Below are 23,850 nucleotides of genomic sequence, written 5' to 3'. Positions count from 1 at the left end.
CTGTCCAGGGTATCTCGTGGGGAGTCGTGGAGAGGAGAGCCACGGTTCGATGGACGTGAAGCTCGGCGGCACCTTCCTGACCTGCGCGATGGGGCCGCTGCACCACGCCGGCGCGTGCATGCAGGCGAGGCGGGTGCCGGAGGGGCTCCGCGAGCTGGCGCCGGCGGGGCTCCTCGGAGGCTTCCAGCGCGGCGTCGATCAAGCCGCGAAGCTCGCGGGCGTGCGCCGGGAGGACGTCGAGCGCCTCCTCCCGATGGCCGACGTGCGCGAGGCCATCGAGCGGCTCGGCGACAGCCAGTCCGAGGCGCTCGTCGCCTGGGATGTCTACGCCGGGCGCATCGGCGGGCTGCTCGAGGGCGTCGCCGAGGTGACCGACCACGGTCGGGCCCCCGACGCCGGCATGTGGCTCGAGCGGCTGGCGAACAAGGTCCGGCGCGATCGCCCGTTCGCGGAGCCGCTCCAGGTGCTCGCCGAGGACATCGCGCAATGGCAGGCGATGATCGGCCGCTGCCGCAAGCTGCTCGACGAGAGCGGCGGCGGCGCGCTCGCCAAGGCGTATCGCCGGCGAAGGCTCCGCAGGATCGCGTCGATCGTCGTGTCGGCGCTCGTGATCGTCGCGGCGCTCTCGGTGATCGTGCGGCTCCGCGCCGCCCGCGCGCGCGTCGATGCGGTCCTGGAGCGCCCGGAGGTGTGCGCGGTCCGCGACATCGCGGAGGACGATCTCGGCCGCGCGGCGAGCGAGCAGCAGCGGCGCGTGGCCGCGCGGCTCGAGCAGTGCGCCGCGGTGGAGGCCCGCGAGGCGCGTGAGCGCGAGGAGCGGCTGCGCGCCGAGGAGAGGGCCCGCGAGGAGCAGCGGCTGCGCGCGGAGCGCGACGAGAAGTGCGCCGCGCTCGCCGTGCGGTTCAAGGCGGGGGCGTTCTCGGACGACGACGGCAAGATCGCCGGCGTGGAGAAGGATCTGCTCCGGCGGATCGCGGGGCGGAGGCTCCTCGCCACCGACGTCGGGCCGGCCGGTCCGGCGCTGCCGTGCGAGGGCGCGCGCGGCGGCGACGAGCTGCGCGCGGCCTTCGCGGACGCCCTGGTCGCGTCGGTCTGGACGTGGGCGCCGGCCGCCGATCCCGGCCCGAAGCTCGGTGATCTGCTCGTGGCGCGGCGCGCGGAGCTGCCCCCCCGCGCGCAGACGATGCTCGGGGTCCGGACAGGATACGAGTCCAAGCGGGCCATCGTATCGGGCGATCCGGCGGCGCTCGGGCGGGCGTCGCGCCTGTGCGCGCTCACGACGAAGCTCGAGATCGCGAGCGGGGCCGGCTGCGCGGCGCTGGCGCGGCTGGCCGCCAAGCCCACGCCGTGAGCCGGCGATCCGAGGGATCGCGACGTGAGCTTCGCTGATCTCTGGGCCGCCGGTCGGGCGCGTCGTCGCGGACGCGCATCACCTCTCGCTCGACCATCGACCCTCGCCGGCGCTGCGCGGCGAACGGGGGCTCTTCGAGCCCGCCGCCTTCGGACGACCAGGGATGCGCCCGGGCGATGACGGTTTACGGGAGGTGAGGGGAGAGGGGCCGGAGGAGCGGAGGCGGGACGATGGGCGCCCCGCCTCCAGATTGCCTACTTCATGGCGGGGATGGAGTCCGCGTCGAGCACGCACAGGCCCGCGCCGACGTCGCACTTCACCTTGAGCTCCGGGGAGATGCGAGGATCCACGCAGAGGGCATCATCGCCCTTGTCCGTGGGGATCGGAGCGCCCCCGGGCTCGGGATTCGGGGCGTAGACCCGACAATCGATCGCCGGCCAGACTCCGACGACCTTGTACGTCGCCGAGCAGCTCTCCTCCGAGTAGGTGACCTCTGCCTCGAATTGATTGCCGAGGTTGGCGGCTGTCACGTACACGCGCATGTTGCGCCACTCGAGCTTGTGCGATCCCGGCGCCACCGGCGGTGCGCCGCCGCCTTCCCCACCGCCGCCCTCGCCCGCACCGCCGGCGCCACCGTCGCCGGCACCACCCGCTCCGCCAGCGCCGCCTTCCCCGGCGCCACCAGCGCCGCCAGCGCCGCCTTCCCCGGCACCACCGGCACCGCCAGCGCCGCCGTCCCCGGCACCGCCAGCGCCGCCCTCGCCGCCGGCGCCGCCCTCGCCGCCGGGCAGCAACACCACCTCGGCGGGATCGAACGTCGGCACCGTGCAGATCTCGTTGTCATCCGGTTGGCGCGCCGTGAAGGCACCGATCGCGAACGGGTTCAGATCCGGGTTCGGGTCGATCGCGGCGCCGCCGCGGTACCAAGTGCCGAATTCGAGGGTCTGGATCGCGACGCGCTTCGCGTCCGCGTCGGGGAGCTGGTCGCCGTTCTCGTCCCGATCGTACACCTGCATCCCGGCCAGCTCGACAGTCCCGTCCTTCCGAGCACAGGGGCCCTCGGCATCCCCGTCGATCCGGGTGAACTTCGCTGCGAACGGGGACGCAAGGGCGCCGCCGACCGTGCACTCGGGCTTGGGCTGCGAGCAGCCCGGAGACATCGCCGCGAGCGGTGAGAGCGCCGCGAGCCCTGCCATCCAAACAAGCCATCGCTTCTTCATCGCTTGCATCCTTTCCCGCGCGCGCCGCGCCTAGAACGTCACCCGCGCGCCGAACCGGAACTGCCGCGGTGTCTGGAACTGCGTCGGCTCGCCGTAGTTCGGGTTCACGGCCTTGGGATCGAGCGGCTCGCCGGTGTTGTGGTTCTTCACGCACGTCGGGCCGCTGCTCGGGTTCAGATCTTCCTTCGTTCCACCGACGCAGGGGTCGACGTACTCGGCCGTGTAGCGCTGGTCCACCTGGACGATCTCCTGGAAGTTGAAGAGGTTGAAGACATCCATGGTGACGGTGAGCTCGCTGTCCTTCGCGAGCTTGACCGAATAGCCGATGTGACCGTCGATGTTGTGGATCCAGGGGAGGCGGCCGCCCTCGCCTCGAGGCAGGACGAACGTCTCGTCGGGGCCATACAGGTAATGCGCTCCCCAGGTGTCGATGGGGGCGCCGGAGCGGGACCTGTACGTGAGGCCGAGGTCGAGGACCATTCCCTTCGGGAGCTCGATCGCCTTCGCGCCGTAGATCTTGATCTCGTGCGTGTTGTCGCCGGGCAGGGCCCCATCGCGGTTGACGAGGAGCGACGCCAGATCGAACTCCGTGTTGATGTTCGGATCGAGCTGGTCGGTCTCGGGCTTGAAGAGGCCCGGATAGTTGCCTCGCAGGTACGACAGCGTATAGCTCACCTGGGCGAGCCACAGGTCGGAGAAGGTCTTGTTGAAATAGAGGGTCAGCGCGTCGTAGTCGCGCCTCGCCTCCGGGAAGTCCTTGGCGATCCCCTTCCCGGGGTTGCCGAGGAAGTAGGTGTTCGCCTCGTCCCGGCTCATGTCCTCGATGACGTTGTTCATCCAGCGCTTCGTGTACATCGCGCCGATACGCCCGTTCGGGAGGATCTCGTATTCGCCGCCGAGCACGAGCTCGTCGGACGACTGGGGCTCGATGTCCGGATCCACCGGGGCCTTGCCGCCGCCGAACGTGAACCAGTTCTTGTTCGGGTCGTGGTTCAAGGCCCCTGGGGCGCCGAAGGCCTCGTCGAGCGGAACCCGGTTGTCGTCACTCCGGCACTGCCCTGCGTCATAACCCGTCGCGTCCTCGGGATTCCCAGGGTTACAGCCGCTGGCACCCCCGCGGTGAAAGGAGCGGGTGTACCGCTCGTTGCCGAACGCGCGATCCAGCATGTCGAGGGGGACGCTCTCGTAATACCGCGCGTAGTTCGCGAACACCTTCGACCGGCCCTCCTGCGTGATGTCGTAGACGACGCCCACGCGCGGAGACCACTGGTTCGCGAGCGCCAGCCCGAGCGCGCCGTCGCTCGCGTACAGGTACTGCGCGTCGTAGCGCACGCCGATGTTCAACGTCACCCGGTCGAGGATGCTCCAGCTGTCCTGTGCGAAGGCGCCGATCGTCGCGCCGAGCGACGACACCGTGAGCTTGTCCTGGATCACATAGTCCCTGGCGCCCAGGCCGGTCGACAGGCCGTCCGGGCCGGTCAGGAAGCCGAATTGTCGCTCGTCATGGGAGGCATCCCACTCTCCCTCCTCCACGTAGGTGGTGCCGCCCGCGTACCCCTTGATGTGCTTGTACGTCGTGATCTCGCCGTCGATGCCGGCCTTGACCACGTGGTGCCCGAGCCCCTCGAAGATGCTCGTCACCATCGCCTTCAGCTGGAAGCGGTTGAGCGCGGCGTCGTCGATGTAGTCGGGGCCGCCTTGCCAGTACTGGCGCACCGCGCAGGGCACCGCCGCGATCTCGCCGGTCTCCGTCGTCAGCGGCTTGCACATGGCCCGGGCCTCGGGCGAGAGCTTCTCGAAATCGTCGATCGAGTACAGGGTCGGGGAGTACCGCTGCCAGACCATGAGGGGCACGCCCGCCAGGCCCTGGTCCGTCCCGATCTCCGAGCCGTCCGGGGGCAGCCGCGCGCTCCGCTGGTTGTGCCAGCCGAGGGTCGCGTCGAGGAGCAGGGTCTTGTTCTTGAACGCCGAGGACCACTTCAGCGCGACGTCGGTGGAAGACGCCACATACTCGTGCGCCATCGCGCCGTACTCGCCGATGATGTTGGAGAGCTCGGTCACGCCCTGCTGCGGGTCGAACCCGAACGTGCCATTGCCGCCCGAGGTGGAGGGCGAGCCGTAGACGGAGAGCGCGACGCTGTGGTCCGGATCGATCTGGTAGGTCAGCTTCCCGAGGTACTGCAGCGTCTGCTCCTCGGCGCGGTAGAAGCGCTGCGTCCCCGGCAGCCGGTCGACGACGTTGAGCCCGGTCGCGGGATCCGTCACCGGCTCGAACGTGGTGGGGTTGTAGCGCGTTGCGAACAGGTTGCGCTCCATCGAGTAGCTCTTGAACGCGAGATCCGCGCCCGCGTAGAACCAGAGCTTGTCCTTCAGGATGGGGCCGCCGACCTCGAACCCGTAGTCGCGGATCGACGACAGGGCCTCGTCCGTCTGGATGGTCTCGCCCTGGCGACGGACGGCCTTGGGTGCGCCCTCGAGGACGCCGGGCGTGATGTTGAAGAAGACCGAGCCCTGGAACGCGTTGCCGCCGCTCTTCGTGACGACATCGAGGACGCCCCCGGTCGCGCGGCCGAACTCGGGCATGTACCCGCCGGCCACCACGTTGACCTCCTTGATGAACTCCATCGTGAGCGGCGTGCCGACGATCCCGTAGGCCGGGTCGTTCACCGACAGGCCGTCGATCACGTACTGGTTCTCGGGGGAGGAGGTGCCGGCGATGGACGTGCCGAACTCGTCGGCCTGCGCCCCGGGGACGGTCGCGGCGACCGACTCGAAGGAGCGGGTCGTTGCGCCCTTCCCCGTGGGGGGCGAGATGGCGATGCGCCGGGTGAAGTCCTGGGTGATGCTCTGGCTCACGCTGCTCGAGCCGACGTCGACCGTCGGCGCGCGGCCGACAACGACGATCTCCGCCGCCTTGAGCGCCTCCGGGAGCAGCTCGACGTTGACGCGGATGGTCGTCGCGGCGCGGACCGCGATCCCGCCGCGCGCGTACGGCTTGAACGCGTCCTTTTCGAAGCGCAGTGTGTAGTCGCCCGGCGGCAGGTTCGGGATACGGTACTGGCCAGTGCCGTCCGTGACGACCAGCTGCTCCCCTTGCAGCGCTGGCGATGTCGCCGTCACGACCACATCGGCGGCCGGCGCCCTGTTCGACGCGTCGACCACCCGCCCGAGGAGCACGCCGCTGCCCGTCTGCGCGAACGCAGGGTACGCGGTCAACAAAGTCATCGCGAGCAGCAGCAACGCCGCCCACGGCCCCAACGGCGCACGTGAGCGCCCTCCGTGTTCCAGCCTCTTTTCGAGAAACTTCACGGAATTCCCTCCAAAAGTGTATGCCCCTCGAGTCCTTCCTTACCCTAGACAGGAATCGCGCCAGACAATAGACTTTTTTGTAGGACTCGCTCGCTTGTACACTCCGGGTAGGCGCCGCACGCTTCCATACGTCGCGGCTTCTCTACCTCGATCGGCTCGAGTCCTAGGAGTTACGACCCCTCATGTTCGACTCGGTACTCGGTCGCGCTACCGCCACCCAGGGGCGGCTAGGGACGGGGGCAGCGCTCTCCATCGTCGCCCACGTGGCGATCGCGGGCGCCATCCTCTGGCAGGCCACGCGCCCCCGAACCGAGAAGCCGAAGGACGTCGAGGTCACATTTTTCGCCCCGGCGCCGCCGCCACCTCCGCCGCCGCCACCGCCGCCTCCGGGCGGCGGCGCGAAGCGCCCGCCGAAGGTGGAGCGCATCGAGCAGCCGAAGCCCGTCAAGACGCCTGACACCATCTACGACATGCCGGAGAAGCCCAAGGCCAAGGCGCCTGAGCCGGAGCCAAAGCCGGAGCCGGAGCCGGTCAAGGAGGATGCGCCGGAGCAGCCGGGCGGCGTCGAGGGGGGAGTCCAGGGCGGCGTTCAGGGGGGCACTGTCGGCGGCGAGGTCGGCGGGCAGATGGGCGGTCAGCTGGGCGGCAAAGTCGGCGGCCAGGTGGGCAGCACGGCGCCGCCGCAGAACGTGGTGCTGGCGTTCGGCGCCGGAATGACCCGCCCTTCGAAGATCGCGGGGCGCGACCCGCAGTACACGCGCGAGGCGCTCGCCGCGCGTGTCGAGGGGCTCGCGATTGTCAAGTGCATCATCAAGCTGGACGGCTCGCTGAGCGGCTGCCGGATGGCCAAGTCGCTTCCTCACATGGATCGGGCGATCCTCGATGCGCTCGCGACGCACCGCTACACCCCCGTCATGTATCAGGGGCGTCCGGTCTCGGTGGACTACGTGTTCCCCATCCGGCTCAAGCTCCCTTGACGTCCGGGCGCGCAGGGGTGTTATTGAACCGCTGGAGCACGTAGTAGATAAGGGTACGGGCAGGTCCGCGCTGCGGTGCTGTCGAGTCCGCTCGGTGTCCGGCAGAGTCGCTGTTTCAGCATAGCCAGAACCATCACGCCACATGGGGCGCCGGGAGGCGCGAGACGATGCAATTCACGTTGATCGAGCTGTGGGGCCACATGGGGCTCTTCGCGAAGCTGATTGTCTTCGCGCTGGCCATCATGTCCGTTGCGTCGCTGATCGTCCTGGGCGAGCGCATCGTCGTGTCGTTCCTGTCGCGCGCCGCCTCCCGCGCGTTCGCGGCGCGGGTCGGGCCGATGCTCGCCCGAGGCGAGCTCGAGGGGGCCTGGACCGCCGCGCAGCCGGGCGGGGAGAGCGGCTATCTCGGGCGCGTCGTCGGCGCTGGGCTCGCCGCATATGCCTCGAGCGCGCCGTCGCGGCTGCCGGCGCAGGGGCACGAGCGCGACGGCGTGTTCGAGTCGGTCTCGCGGGCGCTCGAGCGGCAGGCGCAGCGCGAGGTGCTCAGCCTGAAGCGAGGTTATGGCCTGCTCGCCACGGTCGGATCCACGGCGCCGTTCGTCGGGCTGCTCGGGACGGTCATGGGCATCGTGACGGCGTTCCAGCAGATGGCGGCCGCTGGCACCAGTGGCCTCGGCACCGTCTCGGCGGGTATCGCGGAGGCGCTCATCACGACCGCCTTCGGGCTGATCGTCGCGATCCCGGCCGTCATGGGCTACAACTATCTCCAGGGCTGGGTCGAAGCCCGGGCGATCGACATCTCGGAGTCGTCGAACGAGCTCCTCGACGTCGTGGCGAAGCGGCTCGACGGGCGCCTCGCGCCGACCGCCGAAGAGGCTGCTTGACAGGGGACCCGCGCGACAACCCGCGCGCCTCTCCGCGGAGCGCGGCGCCCGGCGCCTCGCGCCCGCGGCGCGGCGGGCGGTGACGCGCCCAGCAGGGAAGCGAGCGTTCCGATGGGGATGGGTGTCGGCCCGCAGAGGGGCCCCAAGAGCGAGATCAACGTCACGCCGCTCGTCGACGTCGTGCTGGTGCTGCTCATCATCTTCATGGTCGTCACGCCGATGCTTCAGCGCGGCAAGGACGTGAAGCTGCCGCAGGCCGCGAAGGTGGACGAGGAGAAGAAGGAGGTGGACCCGCTGATCCTCTCCGTGACGCTGGAGAAGACGGTGTGGGTCGAGAACGACAGATACGATGACGCCGGGCTCGCCGAGCGGCTCTCGCGCGAGTTCGCGGCGCAGCCGCGGCGCAAGGTGCTCGTCAAGGGGGACCAGCGCCTCTCGTTCGGCGACGTCCGCAGGGTGATGGAGACGGCGCGCAAGTCGGGCGCGAAGAGCGTCTCGCTGGCGGTCGAGGAGCTGAAGGGGAGATAGCGGCGATGAGCGCGAAGAGGAAGTTCGTCATCAAGCCGGCGGTGCCCCTGAACTCCGACATCAACATGACGCCGCTCGTCGACGTCGTGCTGGTGCTGCTCATCATCTTCATGGTCGTGACGCCGCTGCTCGAGAAGGACATCGGCGTGCGGGTGCCGGACACCGAGCAGGTCAAGCAGGACACCCCGCCGCCGCCCGACCAGCTCGTCGTCCGGGTGAGCGCGCAAGGCGAGCTACGGGTGAACGATGAGCCGGTCGAGCGCGCCGAGCTCGTTGGCAAGCTCAGGCCGCTGCTCGAGCGCTACAGCAGGCCTCAGGACAGGATCGTCTTCGTCGTCGCCGACGACGGCGCCGTCTACGGCACCGTCGTGGAGGTGCTCGACGGCGCGAAGGCCGCCGGCGCCCAGACGCTCGGCATGATGACCGAGCTCCCCGAAGCGCCGCCTCCCTGACAGCGGCGCGCGCGTGGACAGCGGCGCGCTCGCGGCGAGCGCTGCGAGCGTTGGCCGAGCGCTGGCAGAGGCGCGCTCTCTCGCCGCCTCGAGGTCGGGCGGCCAGGCGCGACGCGGCGCTTGCGTCGCGCGCGGTCGCGACCTAAACCGCCCACCTCGAAAGCGAGGTCGTCGATGTTGCGGTCCGAATGGGTGAGCAAGCGCGCCGGGAGCCCGAACCAGAGCCAGATGCACTTCGCGAGGAAGGGCGTCGTCACGGAGGAGATGGAGTACGTCGCCCGCCGTGAGAAGCTCTCGCCCGAGCTCATCCGCAGCGAGGTCGCGCGCGGCCGGATGATCATCCCCGCGAACAAGAACCACCTGAACCTCGAGCCGATGTGCATCGGCATCGCGTCGCTCTGCAAGGTGAACGCGAACATCGGCAACAGCCAGACCACGAGCGACGTGAGCGGCGAGCTCGAGAAGCTGCGCTACTCCATCAAGTACGGCGCAGACACCGTGATGGACCTGTCGACCGGGGGCGACATCGACGGCATCCGCCGCGCGATCATCGCGGACTCCCCTGTGCCGATCGGGACGGTGCCGATCTACCAGGCGCTCGAGGCGTGCAAGGGCACCGACAAGATGACGGCCGCGGACCTCATCGACATGCTCGAGCATCAGGCGAAGCAGGGGGTCGATTATTTCACGATCCACGCGGGCGTGCTGCTCGAGCACCTGCCGCTCGTGAAGGGCCGGATCACCGGCATCGTCTCGCGCGGCGGCTCGATCATGGCGCAGTGGATGATCGAGCACCACAAGCAGAACCCGTTCTACACCCACTGGGACAAGGTGCTCGAGGTCTGCGCCAAGTACGACGTCACGATCTCGGCGGGCGACGGCCTCCGCCCCGGCTGCCTCCACGACGCCAGCGACGCGGCCCAGTTCGCCGAGCTGAAGACGCTCGGCGAGCTCACGAAGCGCGCCTGGGAGAAGGACGTGCAGGTGATGATCGAGGGCCCCGGGCACGTGCCGTTCGATCAGATCGCGATGAACGTGCAGAAGGAGATGGAGCTCTGTCACGAGGCGCCGTTCTACGTGCTCGGCCCGCTCGTCACCGACTTCGCGCCTGGCTATGACCACATCACGAGCTGCATCGGCGCCACGATGGCCGGCTTCGCGGGCGCCGCGATGCTCTGCTACGTGACGCCGAAGGAGCACCTCGGCCTGCCGAACCCCGAGGACGTCAAGCAGGGCCTCATCGCGTACAAGATCGCGGCCCACGCCGCGGACGTGGCGCGGAAGCGCCCGGGCGCGCGGGATCGCGACGACGCGCTGAGCCGCGCCCGCTACGCCTTCGACTGGAAGCAGCAGTTCGCGCTCTCGCTCGATCCGGAGACGGCCCAGGCGATGCACGACGAGACGCTCCCCCAGGAGTACTTCAAGACCTCGGAGTTCTGCTCGATGTGCGGGCCGAAGTTCTGCTCGATGCACATCAACCGGGTGGTCGACGAGTACAACGCGCGGCAGGAGCCCGAGAACGCGCCCACGAAGCGGTCGCTCTCCGTCCTCGATCAGCCGTGAAGCAGGGGAGGGGCCGCGAGGGCGTCCGCCGCGCGCGGCGGAGGGGGCCTGTCGCGGCGCGCCTCGCCTTCGTCGCGTCCGTCGCGCTCGTCCTGCTCGCGCCCCTCGGCTGTCGCCGCGAGCAGGGGAGCGCCCCTCGCGCCTCTGCGTCGCCCGCCTCGGCCGCCGCCTCGCCCTCCCAGGCGCCGCGCCCGCCGAGCCCCCGCCTCACCGATCCCCGCTGGCGCCTCGCCGCGGGGGACGACCCGCTGGAGTGCGCCCGGCTGGCCGAGGCCGAGGGCGCCTCCGGCCTCCTCGCCGCGCTCGACGACGGCGGCGACATCACGCTCACGGCCCTGCGGGCGCTGCCGTACGCCGATGACGCCGACCTGGCGCTCGGGCCGCTCGCCGAGCGCGCCCGCGCGGCGTCCGGGCCGTCGCTTCCGCCCCTGCTCGAGGCGCTCCTCGGGATCGCCGGGCGGCCACCGCGCCCGCGCGAGCCGCTCGACCCGGACGGGGCGCGCGGCGCGGCCGCGGCCCTGGTCGAGCTGTCGGGCCGGCGCGACCTCCCCTCGGACCAGCGCGCGCTCGCCATCTCGGCGGCGCGCGCGCTCGCCGAGCGGGGGCTCGTCGATCCTCTCCGTATTCCGGCAGATCTGGATCCCGAGGGCTCCGTCGCGGGCGCCGCGGGAGGCCCGGCGGCGCCGCGTCCCTGACGTCCCGCGCGGCGGTCCCGGGCCGCGCGGCCGTCCCGCGCGGCGGCGCGGCGCCCTGTCGGCTTTCGGTTCGTGCAGCCGCGCTTTGGGCCGGTCGGGTTCCAATTTGGTACCTTGCCCCCCGTGACGACGCCGTACACCTCCGAGGCCTTCCTCCATCAGCTCCTCGGCAAGGCGCTTGCCGCCCACGCCAGCGACATCCACCTCAAGGTCGGTCAGCCGCCGGGCGCGCGGGTGCGCGGCGACATGGTCTACTTCCGCGTCGACAGGATCCGGCCCGAGGACAGCGAGGCCGCCGCGCGGGTGCTGCTCGCCGGGCGCCCTTCGCGCGAGCTGCTCGCCACGCTCCAGGAGCTCGACGCCGCGTACGTCGTACCGGGCCTCGGCCGGTTTCGCGTGAACATCTATCGCCAGCGCGGCTCGCTCGCGATCATCCTGCGGAGCATCCCGCTCAAGATCCCGACGTTCGAGGAGCTGGGCGTACCCTCGGCGGTCCGGGCGATGGTGGAGCACGAACACGGCCTCGTCCTCGTCGCGGGCACGGCCGGCAGCGGCAAGAGCACGACCCTCGCCGCGTTCGTCGGGCACATCAACGCGACCCTGCCGCGCCACATCGTGACGCTGGAGGATCCGATCGAGCACGTGCACGAGGACAACCGCTCCAGCGTGAGCCAGCGCGAGATCGGCGTCGACACCGCGGATTTCCCGACCGCGCTGCGCTCCGCGCTGCGGCAGGACCCGGACGTCGTGCTCATCAGCGCGCTCCGCGACGGCGAGTCGCTGGATCTCGCGCTTCACGCCGCGGAGACAGGGCACCTCGTGCTCGCGGCGGTCAGCTCGGCGGACGTCACGCGCGCGCTCGGGCGGCTGATCGCGCTCGGTAAGAGCCCGAGCGAGGTGCGCGACCGGCTGGCCGACTGTCTCCATGGCATCGTCGCGCAGCGCCTGCTCCCTCGCCGCGACGGCGCGGGGGAGGTCCTCGCCGCCGAGGTGCTCGTCGGGACGGCCGCGGTGCGCGAGGCGATCCGCCGGCCGGACGGGAGCCCGTCGCTGCGCGAGCTGATGGAGAAGGGGGTCACGCCGTACGGCATGCAGACCTTCGACGCGCACCTCAGGCAGCTCGTCGCGCAGGGGACCATCGCCAAGGAGACGGCGAAGGCGGTAACGGCGCTCTAGAGGCGTCAATCGGGTCAAGACCGCCAGAACAGAGCAGAATTTCGAGCCGTCAAGGACGCCGGGGACGCCAGGCGCTCCCTCCCTGTCGCGCCTTGCTTGCGGCGGCGCCTCAAGCCCGGCTATGAGCGAGCCCATGCTCGAAGGGATCGAACGAGAGGCGGCGGAGCACAGGAATGGATGCAGCGGCCCGGCCGGGCACGCCCCGTCGGCGGGCGCGCCCCGCCACGACTGGACCGCCCAGCAGGCGGTCGCCCTGCACGACCTCCCGCTCTTCGAGCTGATCGACCGCGCCCGCGCGGTCCACCGCGCGTTCCACGGCGAGCACGAGGTCCAGCTCTGCACCCTGCTCAGCGTCAAGACGGGCGGCTGCCCCGAGGACTGCGCCTATTGCCCGCAGTCGAGCCACTACGAGACCGAGGTCGGGCCGGAGCGCATGCTCGACGTCGGCGCGGTCCTCGCCGCCGCGGAGCGCGCCCGCGACGGCGGCTCGACGCGGTTCTGCATGGGCGCCGCGTGGCGCGAGGTGAAGGACGGCCCCGCCTTCGAGCGCGTCCTCGACATGGTGCGCGGCGTGAAGGCCCTCGGCCTCGAGGCGTGCTGCACGCTCGGCATGCTCACCGACGACCAGGCGCGCCGCCTGAAGGAGGCCGGCCTCGACGCCTACAACCACAACCTCGACACCTCGCGGAAGGCGTACAAAACCATCATCTCGACGCGCACGTACGACGAGCGGCTCGTCACCCTGCGCAACGTCCGGCGCGCAGGCATCACCGTCTGCTCGGGCGGCATCATCGGCATGGGCGAGTCGATCGCCGACCGCTGCGAGATGCTCGTCGAGCTCGCGCGCCTCGACCCCCACCCGGAGAGCGTGCCGATCAACGCCCTCGTGCGCTCGCCGGGGACGCCCCTCGAGAGCCTCCCGCCGGTCGATCCGATCGAGTTCGTCCGGATGATCGCGGTCGCGCGGGTCATGATGCCGCGCGCGATGGTGCGCCTGTCCGCGGGGCGGACGGAGCTCTCGCGCGAGACGCAGCTGCTCTGCATGTACGCGGGGGCGAACTCGATCTTCTACGGAGACAGGCTGCTCACGACGCCGAACCCCGGCGAGGACGAGGACCGCGCGCTCATCGAGAAGGCGGGGCTTCAGCCGATGGCGCCCGCCGCGGCGCGCGCTGCCCGTTAGCCGTACCTCCCGCCGAGGCCCCCTCCGGCTGCGGGACTTCCCCTCCGCGCGGCGCGACGTGCAGCGTGTGCGTCGGGTACGCGAGCCTCGACCCGGCCATGTCGATGATCTGCAGGAAGGTGATCAGCATCGCCTGCCGGACGTCCCGGAACTCCGCGAAGTCGCTCGTCCGGAACCAGGCCATCACCTCGACGTCGAGCGACGAGGGGCCGACGCCGATGAAGCGCACAACGACGTCCTCGGTCCAGGTCTTCGGGTGCTCCCGCAGCGCGCGCTCGCACTCTTCCACGATGGCGCGGAGCTGCTCGGGCGACGTGTCGCGATCGAGCCCCAGCACGCAGGCGAGGCGGATCCTGTCGCGCGCCGTGAACGACTCGATCTGGAGATCGGCCAGCTTGCCGTTCGGGATCGTGACGACGGTACGATCGAGCGTGCGGATCCGCGTCGAGCGGAGCCCGATGCTCTCGACCGTGCCGAGGAGCGCGTCCACCTTCACGAAGTCGCCGACCTGGAACGGCCGGTCGATGCCGATCGCGACCGAGCCGAAGAGGTTCTCCACCGTCTTCTGCGCGGCGAGGGCCAGCGCGACGCCGCCGATGCCGAGGCCGGCGATGAGGCTCGCCACCGGGTAGCCGAGCTCCGAGAGCACGGCGATCACGCCGATGATCACGATCGAGACCTTCGCGATCCGCCCCATGAGCGGCACGAGCGAGCGCGCCGCGGGGTTGTCGCGCGTCGCGGGGGCGGCGAGCAGGCGGCCGCCGACGGCGTCGATCGTGCGCAGGGCGAACCAGAACACGGCGACGAAGACGCCGGCGCGCAGCACCTTGTCGAGGAACTCCTCGGCCGGCAGGTAGAGCCCGAGCCACGGGAGCGCGGCCGTGATCACGAGGAGCGCCGCCGCGAACGTGAACGGACCGCGTGCCGCGAGGAGCACCGCGTTGAGCGTGGACTCCGTCCCCGCGATGACGCGGCGGAGCACGGCGCGGACGAGGTAGCTCAGCACCGCGCCGACGAGCCAGCCGGCCACCGCGAGGACCGGCAGCGCGAGCCACTGCCACCAGAGCAGCTCGCGCGGGCCGGGGCGCAGGAGCGCCGGCGGCAGGTGATCGCGGAGCCAGCGATCTTCGAGCCGCGCGTACCACTCGTCGACGCGCTCCACCGTGGCGCGCGAGAAGATCCAGCGCACGCCGTCGGGCGTCGTGCGCCGCACGAGGCGCACCGGCTGGGACCCCGTCCGCGTCGGGATCTTGCCGAGCTGCTCCACGCTGGCCCCGAGGTTGTCCTGCGTGTCCCCCTGCGGCTGCGGCGAGAGCGTCTCCACGTCCAGCCAGAGGTGCCGATCGAGCACCGCCTTGAGCTTCTGCGCGAGCTCCTCGCCGTTCGCCCTCGGCGGCACGTCCAGGTAGCGCGCGGCCTCGGCGTAGTCGCCCGCGCGGCACAGCTCGACGAAGCTGCGCATGGAGGCTCGAGGCGAGTCGGGCGCGACCGGGGTCGCCTCCGGCTCCGGGCCGACCTCGGCGTTCGCCGCGGGCGGCGGCGACGGCGGGGGCGGCGGAGGGGACAGCTCTCCGGCGCTCGCTCCCAGAAGGGCGCACCCGAACACGAGCGCGAAGGCGAACGCGGCGCGGAGCCACATCGCCGGCGGCCAGAGGCGGAGCCTCCTCGGCGCCTTGGGGTGATCGGTCGAGGGCATGGGCCCTGCTATTCCATCGCCCGGCGGCTCTGTCGACCGGGCGGCGCGCGCGCCACGTGCGCTCGCTCGCAGCGGGCTCCACGTGTCGGAGATCGCGCAGGGGATCGCGGACGCGCGGAACCGACACGTGGCCGACGCGCGGCGCTACCTCGCGGCGGCTGGCGGCTCGCCCGGCCGCGCCGCGGCCACGAGCGTCGCGAGCGCGCGGCCGTAACGCGCGAGCCGTCCCGCGCCGAGCCCCGGGATGCGCGCGATCGCGGCGGCGATCGCCTCGTCCCCGGCGTGGCCCTCCGCCAGCGCGATCTCCGCGAGATCCTGCGCGCAGTGACCGGGCAGCACGACCTGCTCGTCCACCTTCCGCGCCTTCGCCTCGGCCCTGCGCCACGCCGCGACCCGGGTCTCCACCGCGCGCCGCGCGGCGAGCTCCTTCCGGGGCGGGCGGGCTTGCTGGAAGAGGGCGCGCTCGCCCTCGGGCACGTCGCCGTCGCTGCGCCCCAGCTCGACCGCGCGGAGCCACGCCGCGACGCACCCGGCCGCGCGGCCCGCCGCGGCCCCGCGGATCGCGCGCACGTCGTCTGCGCTGGCAGGCCTCCGCTGCGCGAGCTCGAGCAGCACCTCGCTGGCGACGATCTTGAAAGAGGGCACGTCGGCCCCCTCGGCGACGGCCTCGCGCGCCGCCACGAGCCGCCGCAGGATCGCCCGGCCCTGCGGATCGAGCGCCTGGGCCCCCTTGATGCGCGCGTAGGCGGGCCGCGGATCGCGCGGCGGCCCGAGGGCGGTCGCGAGCTTGTAGGCGCACTCCTCCTCGATCTCCTCGTCGATCCCGAGGGCGCGGCTGCGCTCCGCGAGCCGCGCGCGGAGCGAGAGCAGGTGGCGCACGTCGTCGGCCAGGTAGCGCAGCTCGGCGTCCTCGATCGGCCTGCGCCCCCAGTCGTGCTGCTGGAGCTGCTTGTCGACCTTCACGTCGAGCTCCGAGAGGAGCAGCGCGGCGAGCCCCGTCGCCGCGCACCCCAGCATGCGCGCGGCGACCGAGGTGTCGTGCGCGCCAGCGAGCGGCGCGCCCGCCTCGGCGAGCATGCGCGCGTCGAAGGTGAGGTCGTGCAGCACCTTGGGCGGGCCCGCGGCCCCGAGGAGCCGCGCGAGCGGCGCGACAGGCACGCGGAGCGCGTCGACGACCCCGATCGCGATGTCGTCCCCCTCGCGAAAGGCGAGCTGGACGGTGCAGAGCCGCGGCCGGTACGCGAACAGCCCGTTGGCCTCCACGTCGACCGCGAGCGCGTCGGCGCGGCTGGCGCGCTCGACCAGCCGGGCGAGCTCGCCTTCGCGCTCGACCAGGACGGGAGGGCTCTGGCTCAGCAGGCCTCCTCCCGGCCCGCCCGCGCTGCCGCGCCGCGCCTCGCCCGCACGGCCACGCCGACCAGCGCGAGCGCGACGAGGACGAGCTCTCCGCCGCGCCCGCCCTGGCCAGCGTCGCCGCGCGGGGCCGCGGCGCAGCCGTCCGACTCCTTCACCTCGGGCTGATCCGCGGCGCACAGGGCAGAGAAGCCGTGGCGCGGCGTGGGGTCGCAGCCCTTGATCGGCTCCCCGGGCGGGTACACCGCGCAGATCCCGTCGCGGTCGTCCTGGGAAAGGTCGCTGAGCCCCGGCTGGTAGCCCGTGACCATGGTCGCGCCCGGCTCGATCGAGTGCGAGAGCCCGAGGAAATGCCCGGCCTCGTGGGTGGCGATGCTCAGGAGGTCGAACGTGCCGCCGTCGTCGCCTTGCGAGAGCACCACGTCGAACGAGTTGACCTCCATGTCCGCGTCATAGATCTCGCCGGTCTTGAGGTGGTAGGTGACGGTCGTGAGCGCGAGCGTGTTCCCGCTGTCGAGGTACGGCCACCCGTCGTCCCGGAACATGATGATGTTCGCGTTCGCCTTGCGCTTGTTGTACTCGTGCGCGTCGCACGCGACCGGGCCCAGGTAGGTGACCTCCATGCGCGGGGTTTGCCCGTCGCCGCAGTCGGCCTCCGTCCACGCGGCGAACGCCTGCTCGAAGATCGCCTCCGCCTCCTGGAGCGACACCTGGACCGAGGCGTCCTCCTGGAGGGAGTAGCTCACGCACGGCGAAGGCCAGGCGAGCGGGGTGCCGCAGTCGTTGCCCTGCGGCGGCGTGCAGACCGCCGCGGTCTCCGCCTTCCCCGACGCTGTCTTCTCCGGCGGACAGACGCTCGTGCGGCAGAAGGCCAGGGCGTCCCCGGGGTAGGCGAGCGCCGCGGCGACGAGCGCGCTGCAGGCTGCGGCGATGGCGTGGGCGCGCGCGGGGCGGCGCGCGCCAGCGGGGCGCGGCGCGAGGTCACTTCTGCGCATGCTTCGCCTTCCATGCCTGGTTCACCGCGTCGATCGCCGTGTCGAGCGCCGCGCCGATGAGCTGCTCGCGGGCCGAGATCGCGGGGCCCGGCCGCGGCAGGACGGTCCCGCTGTCGGGGCTCGCAGCCAGCCGCCGCACGGCGATGCGCCGCGCGCCGGCCCCGCCTGCGACCGTGGGCTTCTCCTCGCCGTCGACGACGGGGTAGTGGCCCTGGGCCATCCCGGAGACGACCAGGGCCGAGCCCACCCTGGAGACGAAGACCATCGCCTGCGCGCCGAGCGCGATCTGCGCGTCGCCCGACACGTGCTGTCCGACGTCCCCGACCACGCCCCCGAGCGTCCTGACCCAGACCTCGCCGTCGGGCTGTCCGGCCACGGTCCGATCGATCGACAGGCGGGTGTAGGTGACGATCCTCCGGGCCCCGCCGAGCTCTTCCCACTGGCTGCGCTGCTCGAGCGCGGTCGCGACCACGACGTACGAGGCCGCCGCGACGAGCTCGTCCAGCGAGAGCTGAATCGCCACGGCCGCCTGCGCCGCGCGCGGCCCGGACAGCAGCGCGCTGCGGCTCACCCCGGCGCGTTCCTGGCCGGCCTGCGCATGGCTGTCCGCTGTCGGGAAGGGCGTGAGCGTGAGCGCTGGAGGCAACGCGACGAGGAGGGCTATGCCAAGAGCTCTGGGAGACATGGGCGCAAAGATACCATGCTGCCGAGCGAGGCGCGCCGGAAGCGCCGGTTTTCGTCGACGCGCTGGACCCTGTGTCCCGGTCCGACTAGCAGATCGTCTGGGTCGAGACCCGAGGAGCCTGCGATGACGAGCGACGCGTTGACGATCGGCAAATACACGTTCACTTCCCGCCTCTTCGTGGGGACGGGCAAGTACAAGGACCTGGATGAGACCCGTCGCGCGCTCGAAGCGTCCGGCGCGGAGGTCGTCACGGTGGCCCTCCGCCGCGTCAATTTGAAGGAACGGGGCGAGGGGTCGATGATGTCGCTGCTCCAGCAGGGACGCGTCACGATCCTGCCGAACACGGCCGGTTGCTATACCGTCGAGGACGCGGTCCGCACCTGCCGGCTCGCGCGCGAGCTCGGTCTGTCCGAGCTCGTGAAGCTCGAAGTCATCGGCGACGAACGGACGCTGTTCCCGGACAACGAGGCGACGCTCGAGGCGGCGCGGATCCTGGTGAAGGAAGGCTTCACGGTGCTGCCCTATTGCATGGACGACCCGATCGTCTGTCGTAAGCTGGAAGACATCGGGTGCGCGGCCGTGATGCCCCTGGCGGCGCCGATCGGCAGCGGGCTCGGCATCCGCAACCCGTACAACCTGATGATCATCCGAGAGACGGCGAAGGTGCCGGTGATCGTGGACGCGGGAGTCGGGACAGCGAGCGACGCCGCGGTGGCGATGGAGCTCGGGTGTGATGGGGTATTGATGAACACGGCCATCGCGGGCGCGCGGGACCCGATCTTGATGGCGCAGGCGATGAAGGACGCGGTGAGGGCCGGTCGGATGGCGTATCTCGCGGGGCGGATGCCGAAGAAGCTCTATGCGACGGCGTCCTCGCCGGAGCAGGGCAAGATCGCCGCGCTGTAGCGCGGCGCTGCGGGTGTGGCCCCGCACCTCGATCCCCGCGCGCTCGCGTTCCCGGCGTATTCCACCGATGAGGAGGCGCTCGCGGGTGCGATGAGGGATGATGAACGAGCAAGTCCGACGTCCAGCACGGCGCTGCTGCGACGCCGCCACGTCAAGCGAACAGCATCGGCATGTCATGATACGCTCACCTACCTGAGCCAAAATGACACGGAACGCTCATCGCACGGTCGACACGCTGTCGTGGCGCGTCATGGCGCTCCGACGACGACCGCGGCGACCTGACGGTCCGCTCAGGAGAATATGAGCAAGCCCAACGTCTGCATGGTCGTGAACAACCTCGAGGTCGGCGGGCTCGAGAAGGTGGTGCTGAGCCTCCTCGATCGCCTCGGCGATCACGGCTTCGACCTCTCGCTGATCTGCCTCGACGGCGAGGGACGGCTGTTCTCGGAGGTCAAGCTCCCCCGCTCGAAGTGCCTCGTGATCACGAAGGACCTCCGGCCGGTGCTGCCGGGCCTCAAGAGCGATCCTGAGGCGCTGCTGTGGATCCGGCGCTTCTTTCACCAGCGCTCGGTCGATATCGTCCACGTCCACAACCGTGCTCCGCTCATCTTCGCTGGCTTCGCGGCGCGCCTGCTCCGGAATCGGCCGCTGGTCGTCTACTCGGAGCACAACCAGATCAACCGGGCGAAGGGCTTCGATCGTCGCAAGTTCGGCTACTACGCCTACCTCGCCGACGAGATGGTCGCGGTGTCGCACGACCTCAGGCGCATCCTTGTCGACGACGTGAAGGTCCGCGCGCCGGTCCGCGTCATCCACAACGGTATCGACGGGACGCGCTTCGCCCGCGCCCGCGAGAGCGGCGCGGGCGCGCGCATCCGCGCGGAGCTCGGCATCGGCGAGCGGGAGTTCGTGTTCGGGTGCGCCGTTGTGCACATCGAGCAGAAGGGGCTCCGTTACCTCCTCGAGGCGGCGCCCGAGGTGCTGCGGCGCGCGCCGGAGGCGCGTTTCGTCATCGCCGGCGACGGCCCGCTCCGGCCGGGGCTGGAGCAGCGCGCCAGGGACGCCGGGCTCGGCGACCGGGTGATCTTCCCGGGGTATCGCTCCGACGTGCCGGAGCTCGTCTCGGCGTTCGACGCCTACGTGCTCCCGTCGCTCTGGGAGGGGCTGCCGCTCGCGCTGCTCGAGGCGCTCGCGCTCGGAAAGCCAATCGTGGCGAGCCGCGTCGGCGGCGTCCCCGAGATCGTCGAGCACGGCGTCGACGGGTTCCTCGTCCCCTCGAAGGACCCTGGCGCGCTCGTCGAGCACCTCGCGCAGGTCGCCCGCGACGGGGAGCTCCGCGAGCGAGCGCGCGCGCGCGGCCCCGCGAAGTTCACAGAGCAATTCAGCCTGGAAGCAATGGTCGACGGGCATGTGCGCCTGTTCGACGAGCTCATCGCCAGGCGGCGCGGGGGCGACGCCCCGTCCCGGGCCCGCGCGTGGTCGACCCCCACGGGGGCCTCCGGGCCGGCCGCTGGACGGGACGACGGCAACGGACGGGTTGGTCATCGGGTCGGTCTGGACGTGTAACGACATACGACACCAGGTGAGACCGAATCGAACCTGACCAGGGCGAATACGATGCTGAGCGAGGCAAAATGGGACATCGAACGATGCTGAGCGAGGCAAAATGGGGCGCTGAACGGGGCTGACCGAGGTTGGCGAGACCGAGCGACATTGGCGCGATTGACGAGACTGAGCGAGACTGGCTAGACCGAATACGATTCCGAGCGCGAACGACGTCCTCTTTCGAGGCGCTCGCCCGCTCGGAGAGGAGGAGCTCTTGCGGCGGATGCGCGTTTTGCTGATCACGAAGATCTTTCCGAACGCGGTTCACCCGGACGAGGCGCCGTACAATCGGCGGCAGTTCGCCGCGCTGTCGCGCTACTGCGACGTCCGGGTGCTCGCGACGATTCCGTGGTTCCCCGGCATGGCGCGCCTCTCGAAGTGGCCTATCGGCGCCAGCGCGCCGCGCGAGGAGGTCATCGATGGGCTGGCGGTCCGGCACCCGCGGTACCTCTATGTGCCGAGGATCGCGCCCGTGCTGAACGGCCCGCTGTATGCGGCGTCGATGCTCCCGGAGCTCATCGGGCGCGGCCCGTTGCCCGACGTGATCGTCGGGGCTTTCGCCTACCCGGACGGCTTTGCCGCGGTCTGTCTGGGGCGATTGCTCGGGGTGCCGGCCGTGATCAAGACACACGGCTCGGACATCGACGTGATCCCGCGCGACCGGCGGCTGCGACGGCCGCTCGGCTGGGGGCTCACGCGCGCCGCCCGGGTGGTCACGGTCAGCCGCAAGCTCGCGGACGGGGTCGAGGCGCTCGGCGTGCCGCGCGATCGCATCGACATCGTGATGAACGGCGTCGACGTGAAGACGTTCCAGCCTCGCAACCGCGCCGAGGCGCGCGCCGCGCTCGGGAGGTCGCCGAGCTCGCGGCTGATCGTCTTCGTCGGCCACCTGAGCCGCGACAAGGGCGTGCTCGATCTGATCGAGGCGTTCGAGCGGCTCGCGCCGGTCCACCCGGACATCGAGCTGGCGCTCGTGGGCAGCGGCGCCGAGGAGCAGGCGTGCAGGGCCGCCGCCGCCCGTCTGGGCGGCCGGCTGACGGTGACCGGCTACTTGCCGCACGATCAGGTGTCGCTGTGGCTCGGCGCGTGCGACGCCCTCGCGCTCCCGAGCAAGCACGAGGGGACGCCCAACGTCCTGCTCGAGGCGCTCGCCTCGGGGCGCCGCGTGGTCGCGACGAGCGTGGGAGGCATCCCAGACGTCCTGCGCAGCGCCGAGCTCGGCGAGCTCATCCCGCCGGGGAACCGGGGCGTGCTGATGGATGCGCTGCTCCGTGCCGCCCGGGCCGACTACGACCCGGAGCGGATCGCGGAGCTCGCCGGCCGGCGCGACTGGGATGACAGCGCGCGCGCCCTCCACGAGTCGCTCCTGCGCGCCTGCGGCGAGCCCCTGTCGAGCACGGGCGGTCAGGACACGGGCGACGCGCCCTTCGGCGCCCCGGCCTCGAAGGGCGGGTTCGAGAACGGCGCCGCCCGGACGGGCGCGTCCCTCAACTAGCCCCGTCGCCGGCCGCCCGGCCGAGCGGTCCCGCGCGGCTCGGCAGGAAGAGCGGCGTCGCCGGGGTCGCGGCGTCCTCTTGACGCTCGCGCTCGTTCATCGGCGAATGCCGCTCGTGTTCACCGGCTTCCGCGCGGCCTTCGGCTCCATCGCGATCTTCGCCGCCGTCGCGCAGGCGCCTTACCAGTGCGCGAGCGAGGTCGACCCGGATCGCCGCGTGTACGAGGACCCGAGCGAGGCCCTGTACGCGCTGGCCGAGCGCTTCAAGGCGAGCGGCGATCGCCGCGCCCAGGTCGACACCTTGCGTTTCCTTGTCGAGCGGTATCCTGCCAGCCGGTTCGCCGGGATGGCCCGGCAGGATCTCGAGGCGCTCGGCGAGGCGGGCGCCCCGGCAGAGCGCCCCGCGGGCGACGGAGCGCGATGACGCGCCGCCGGCGCGCTGGAGGACGGCCATGCTCACCCCCAGGTTGACCCTCATCACCCAGGCGTCGGACGTCCCGGAGCCGGTCTTGCTGGCGCGGCTCTCGGCGTTCGGCGCTCTGCCCCCCGAGGCCCGCGCCCGCGTGGCGGTGCAGCTCCGCGATCCCGAGCTCTCCGGCGCGGCGCTCCACGCGCTCGGCAGGCGCCTGCGCGACGCCACCGCCGCGCTCGGCGCCTCGTTCCTCGTCAACGATCGCCTGGATCTGGCGCTCCTCCTTGGCGCGGACGGCGTCCACCTCGGCGGCCGTTCGGTCGCGGTGGCCGACGCGCGCGCCCTGCTCGGGGCGGACGCCTTCGTCTCCGTCGCGTGCCACGGCGTCGACGACGTTCTCCGGGCGGCCGAGGCCGGCGCGGACGCTGCCGTGCTCTCGCCGATCTTCGCTACGCCCGGCAAGGGCCAGCCGCTCGGCCTCGCGGCCCTGCGCGAGGCGCGGGCCCGCCTGGCCGCGACCTCGTGCAACGTCGCGCTCCTCGCCCTAGGCGGCATCGACGCGGCCTTGGCGCCGGCCTGCCTCGAGGCGGGCGCGGACGGGGTGGCCGCCATCCGCGCCGACTTCGGCGGCGCGCTGCCGGCGCCGCGCGCGGGGTGAGCTGCGGCTCCGCGCCGACAGGCCCGGCCGGTGATCACCGCGCCCAGAGGTCGGCGAGCGGCAGATCGAGCGCGTCGAACGGCTCGGGCCGCACGATCTCGTCGCCTTCGTACGTGTCGAGCAAGGACCACCGGCCGTCGTCGATCCGGTAGACCTCGAGCGTCTGCGCCACCGGGTTGATCAGCCAGGCGTGGCGGACCCTTTCGCGGCGGTAGATCCGCATCTTCTTGCCCCGGTCGACGCGCTCGGTGCGCGGGGAGATCACCTCGCAGACCCAGTCGGGCGCGACGTCGTAGTGCGCAGGCGCGTCCTCCGGGCCGAGCGGGTCGGGCATGCGCTCCCGACGCCAGCCGGCGAGATCGGGGACGACCTTGTCAGGCCGCGGTCCGAGGTGGAGCTCGGGCTCGTCGAGGATGACCCAGCCGCCAGGTCCGCCTCTACCGCGATCGAAGGGGCCCGTGAGACTTGAGCCCAGGAGCGACGCCGTCCGCGTGTGCGGCCGCGCCGGCCGCGGGAACGTGTACAGCTCCCCGTCGAGGATCTCGGCCACCATCTCGTCCGGCACGGCCTGGAACGCGGCCTCCACCTCGGGCGCATTGCCTGGAAATAACGGGGGCTGCGCGCTCATCGTCAGATCCTAGCACCCCTCCTGTTCGTCGCGCGCGCTCCGCGCCGGCCAGCGCTTCCCTCGACGCTGGCAATAGGCC

21 protein-coding genes are annotated in these 23,850 nt (G+C 71.6%); 14 read left to right on the top strand and 7 right to left on the bottom strand.

The annotated features are described in order from the left end of the window. Window positions 1–49 precede the first annotated feature (49 nt). Entirely contained in the window at window positions 50–1,351 is a 1,302-nt protein-coding gene (locus WMF45_RS23825; protein WP_437719136.1) for a hypothetical protein, read from the top strand. Window positions 1,352–1,605: 254 nt separating this feature from the next. Here WMF45_RS23825 and WMF45_RS23820 read toward each other — a convergent pair whose 3' ends face one another. Further along, entirely contained in the window at window positions 1,606–2,571 is a 966-nt protein-coding gene (locus WMF45_RS23820) for a hypothetical protein (RefSeq protein ID WP_437719135.1), read from the bottom strand. A gap of 30 nt (window positions 2,572–2,601) precedes the next feature. Continuing rightward, window positions 2,602–5,796 carry a TonB-dependent receptor gene (locus WMF45_RS23815; protein ID WP_437719134.1) on the bottom strand — a complete coding sequence of 1,065 codons (3,195 nt, stop codon included), beginning with the start codon at window positions 5,794–5,796 and terminating at the stop codon, window positions 2,602–2,604. 266 nt (window positions 5,797–6,062) lie between these two features. Between WMF45_RS23815 and WMF45_RS23810 the strand changes: the two genes are divergently transcribed. The 8 genes from WMF45_RS23810 to bioB all read left to right on the top strand — a co-directional run bounded on the left by WMF45_RS23810 (window position 6,063) and on the right by bioB (window position 13,338). Next, complete coding sequence (locus WMF45_RS23810; protein ID WP_437719133.1) at window positions 6,063–6,857, top strand: energy transducer TonB; 795 nt, start codon at window positions 6,063–6,065, stop codon at window positions 6,855–6,857. Between the two features lie 167 nt (window positions 6,858–7,024). Then, a complete protein-coding gene (locus WMF45_RS23805) occupies window positions 7,025–7,741 on the top strand; it encodes a MotA/TolQ/ExbB proton channel family protein (protein WP_437719132.1) in 717 nt (238 codons plus the stop codon). Between the two features lie 111 nt (window positions 7,742–7,852). Next, window positions 7,853–8,269: an ExbD/TolR family protein gene (locus WMF45_RS23800; protein ID WP_437719131.1), complete on the top strand. Its 417-nt coding sequence runs from the start codon at window positions 7,853–7,855 to the stop codon at window positions 8,267–8,269. A 5-nt stretch (window positions 8,270–8,274) separates the two neighbouring features. After that, window positions 8,275–8,721: an ExbD/TolR family protein gene (locus WMF45_RS23795; protein ID WP_437719130.1), complete on the top strand. Its 447-nt coding sequence runs from the start codon at window positions 8,275–8,277 to the stop codon at window positions 8,719–8,721. 177 nt (window positions 8,722–8,898) lie between these two features. Beyond that, a complete protein-coding gene (gene thiC / locus WMF45_RS23790) occupies window positions 8,899–10,284 on the top strand; it encodes a phosphomethylpyrimidine synthase ThiC (protein WP_437719573.1) in 1,386 nt (461 codons plus the stop codon). Next, window positions 10,281–10,979 (top strand): thiamine biosynthesis protein, encoded by a 699-nt coding sequence (locus tag WMF45_RS23785; RefSeq protein WP_437719129.1) that lies wholly within the window; start codon window positions 10,281–10,283, stop codon window positions 10,977–10,979. The genes thiC and WMF45_RS23785 overlap by 4 nt, the downstream gene beginning before the upstream one ends. Before the next feature lie 123 nt (window positions 10,980–11,102). Beyond that, window positions 11,103–12,155, top strand: coding sequence for a type IV pilus twitching motility protein PilT (locus WMF45_RS23780; RefSeq protein WP_437719128.1), 1,053 nt, complete (start codon window positions 11,103–11,105; stop codon window positions 12,153–12,155). Window positions 12,156–12,288: 133 nt separating this feature from the next. Continuing rightward, window positions 12,289–13,338: a biotin synthase BioB gene (bioB, locus tag WMF45_RS23775; protein WP_437719127.1), complete on the top strand. Its 1,050-nt coding sequence runs from the start codon at window positions 12,289–12,291 to the stop codon at window positions 13,336–13,338. Here bioB and WMF45_RS23770 read toward each other — a convergent pair. The 4 genes from WMF45_RS23770 to WMF45_RS23755 form a co-directional block, all read right to left on the bottom strand. Continuing rightward, window positions 13,280–15,034 carry a mechanosensitive ion channel family protein gene (locus WMF45_RS23770; RefSeq protein ID WP_437719126.1) on the bottom strand — a complete coding sequence of 585 codons (1,755 nt, stop codon included), beginning with the start codon at window positions 15,032–15,034 and terminating at the stop codon, window positions 13,280–13,282. The two genes, bioB and WMF45_RS23770, sit on opposite strands and share 59 nt — an antisense overlap. Window positions 15,035–15,178: 144 nt before the next feature. Continuing rightward, window positions 15,179–16,369 (bottom strand): HRDC domain-containing protein, encoded by a 1,191-nt coding sequence (locus WMF45_RS23765; RefSeq protein ID WP_437719572.1) that lies wholly within the window; start codon window positions 16,367–16,369, stop codon window positions 15,179–15,181. 17 nt (window positions 16,370–16,386) lie between these two features. Then, window positions 16,387–17,382, bottom strand: coding sequence for a matrixin family metalloprotease (locus tag WMF45_RS23760; protein WP_437719125.1), 996 nt, complete (start codon window positions 17,380–17,382; stop codon window positions 16,387–16,389). Beyond that, entirely contained in the window at window positions 17,369–18,067 is a 699-nt protein-coding gene (locus tag WMF45_RS23755) for a hypothetical protein (protein WP_437719124.1), read from the bottom strand. The genes WMF45_RS23760 and WMF45_RS23755 overlap by 14 nt, the downstream gene beginning before the upstream one ends. 123 nt (window positions 18,068–18,190) lie before the next feature. Here WMF45_RS23755 and WMF45_RS23750 point away from each other — a divergent pair, with 123 nt between their 5' ends. The 5 genes from WMF45_RS23750 (at window position 18,191) to WMF45_RS23730 (ending at window position 23,143) form a co-directional block, all read left to right on the top strand. Then, window positions 18,191–18,973: a thiazole synthase gene (locus tag WMF45_RS23750; protein ID WP_437554954.1), complete on the top strand. Its 783-nt coding sequence runs from the start codon at window positions 18,191–18,193 to the stop codon at window positions 18,971–18,973. Between the two features lie 300 nt (window positions 18,974–19,273). Continuing rightward, complete coding sequence (locus tag WMF45_RS23745; protein WP_437719123.1) at window positions 19,274–20,539, top strand: glycosyltransferase; 1,266 nt, start codon at window positions 19,274–19,276, stop codon at window positions 20,537–20,539. A 262-nt stretch (window positions 20,540–20,801) separates the two neighbouring features. Then, window positions 20,802–22,073 (top strand): glycosyltransferase family 4 protein, encoded by a 1,272-nt coding sequence (locus tag WMF45_RS23740; RefSeq protein ID WP_437719122.1) that lies wholly within the window; start codon window positions 20,802–20,804, stop codon window positions 22,071–22,073. 106 nt (window positions 22,074–22,179) lie between these two features. After that, window positions 22,180–22,497 (top strand): hypothetical protein, encoded by a 318-nt coding sequence (locus WMF45_RS23735; protein ID WP_437719121.1) that lies wholly within the window; start codon window positions 22,180–22,182, stop codon window positions 22,495–22,497. A gap of 28 nt (window positions 22,498–22,525) precedes the next feature. Continuing rightward, window positions 22,526–23,143 (top strand): thiamine phosphate synthase, encoded by a 618-nt coding sequence (locus tag WMF45_RS23730; RefSeq protein ID WP_437719120.1) that lies wholly within the window; start codon window positions 22,526–22,528, stop codon window positions 23,141–23,143. 34 nt (window positions 23,144–23,177) lie between these two features. Here the strand turns inward: WMF45_RS23730 and WMF45_RS23725 are convergent, their stop codons facing one another. After that, window positions 23,178–23,771, bottom strand: a complete 594-nt coding sequence (locus WMF45_RS23725; protein WP_437719119.1) for a Uma2 family endonuclease — start codon at window positions 23,769–23,771, stop codon at window positions 23,178–23,180. Between the last annotated feature and the right edge of the window lie 79 nt (window positions 23,772–23,850).

Origin of the sequence: Sorangium sp. So ce448, from assembly GCF_051520915.1 — a bacterium.
Lineage (GTDB): Bacteria > Myxococcota_A > Polyangia > Polyangiales > Polyangiaceae > Sorangium > Sorangium cellulosum_B.
The sequence above is the reverse complement of the archived record's forward strand: the minus strand, read 5'-3'. Positions and strand labels throughout refer to the sequence as shown.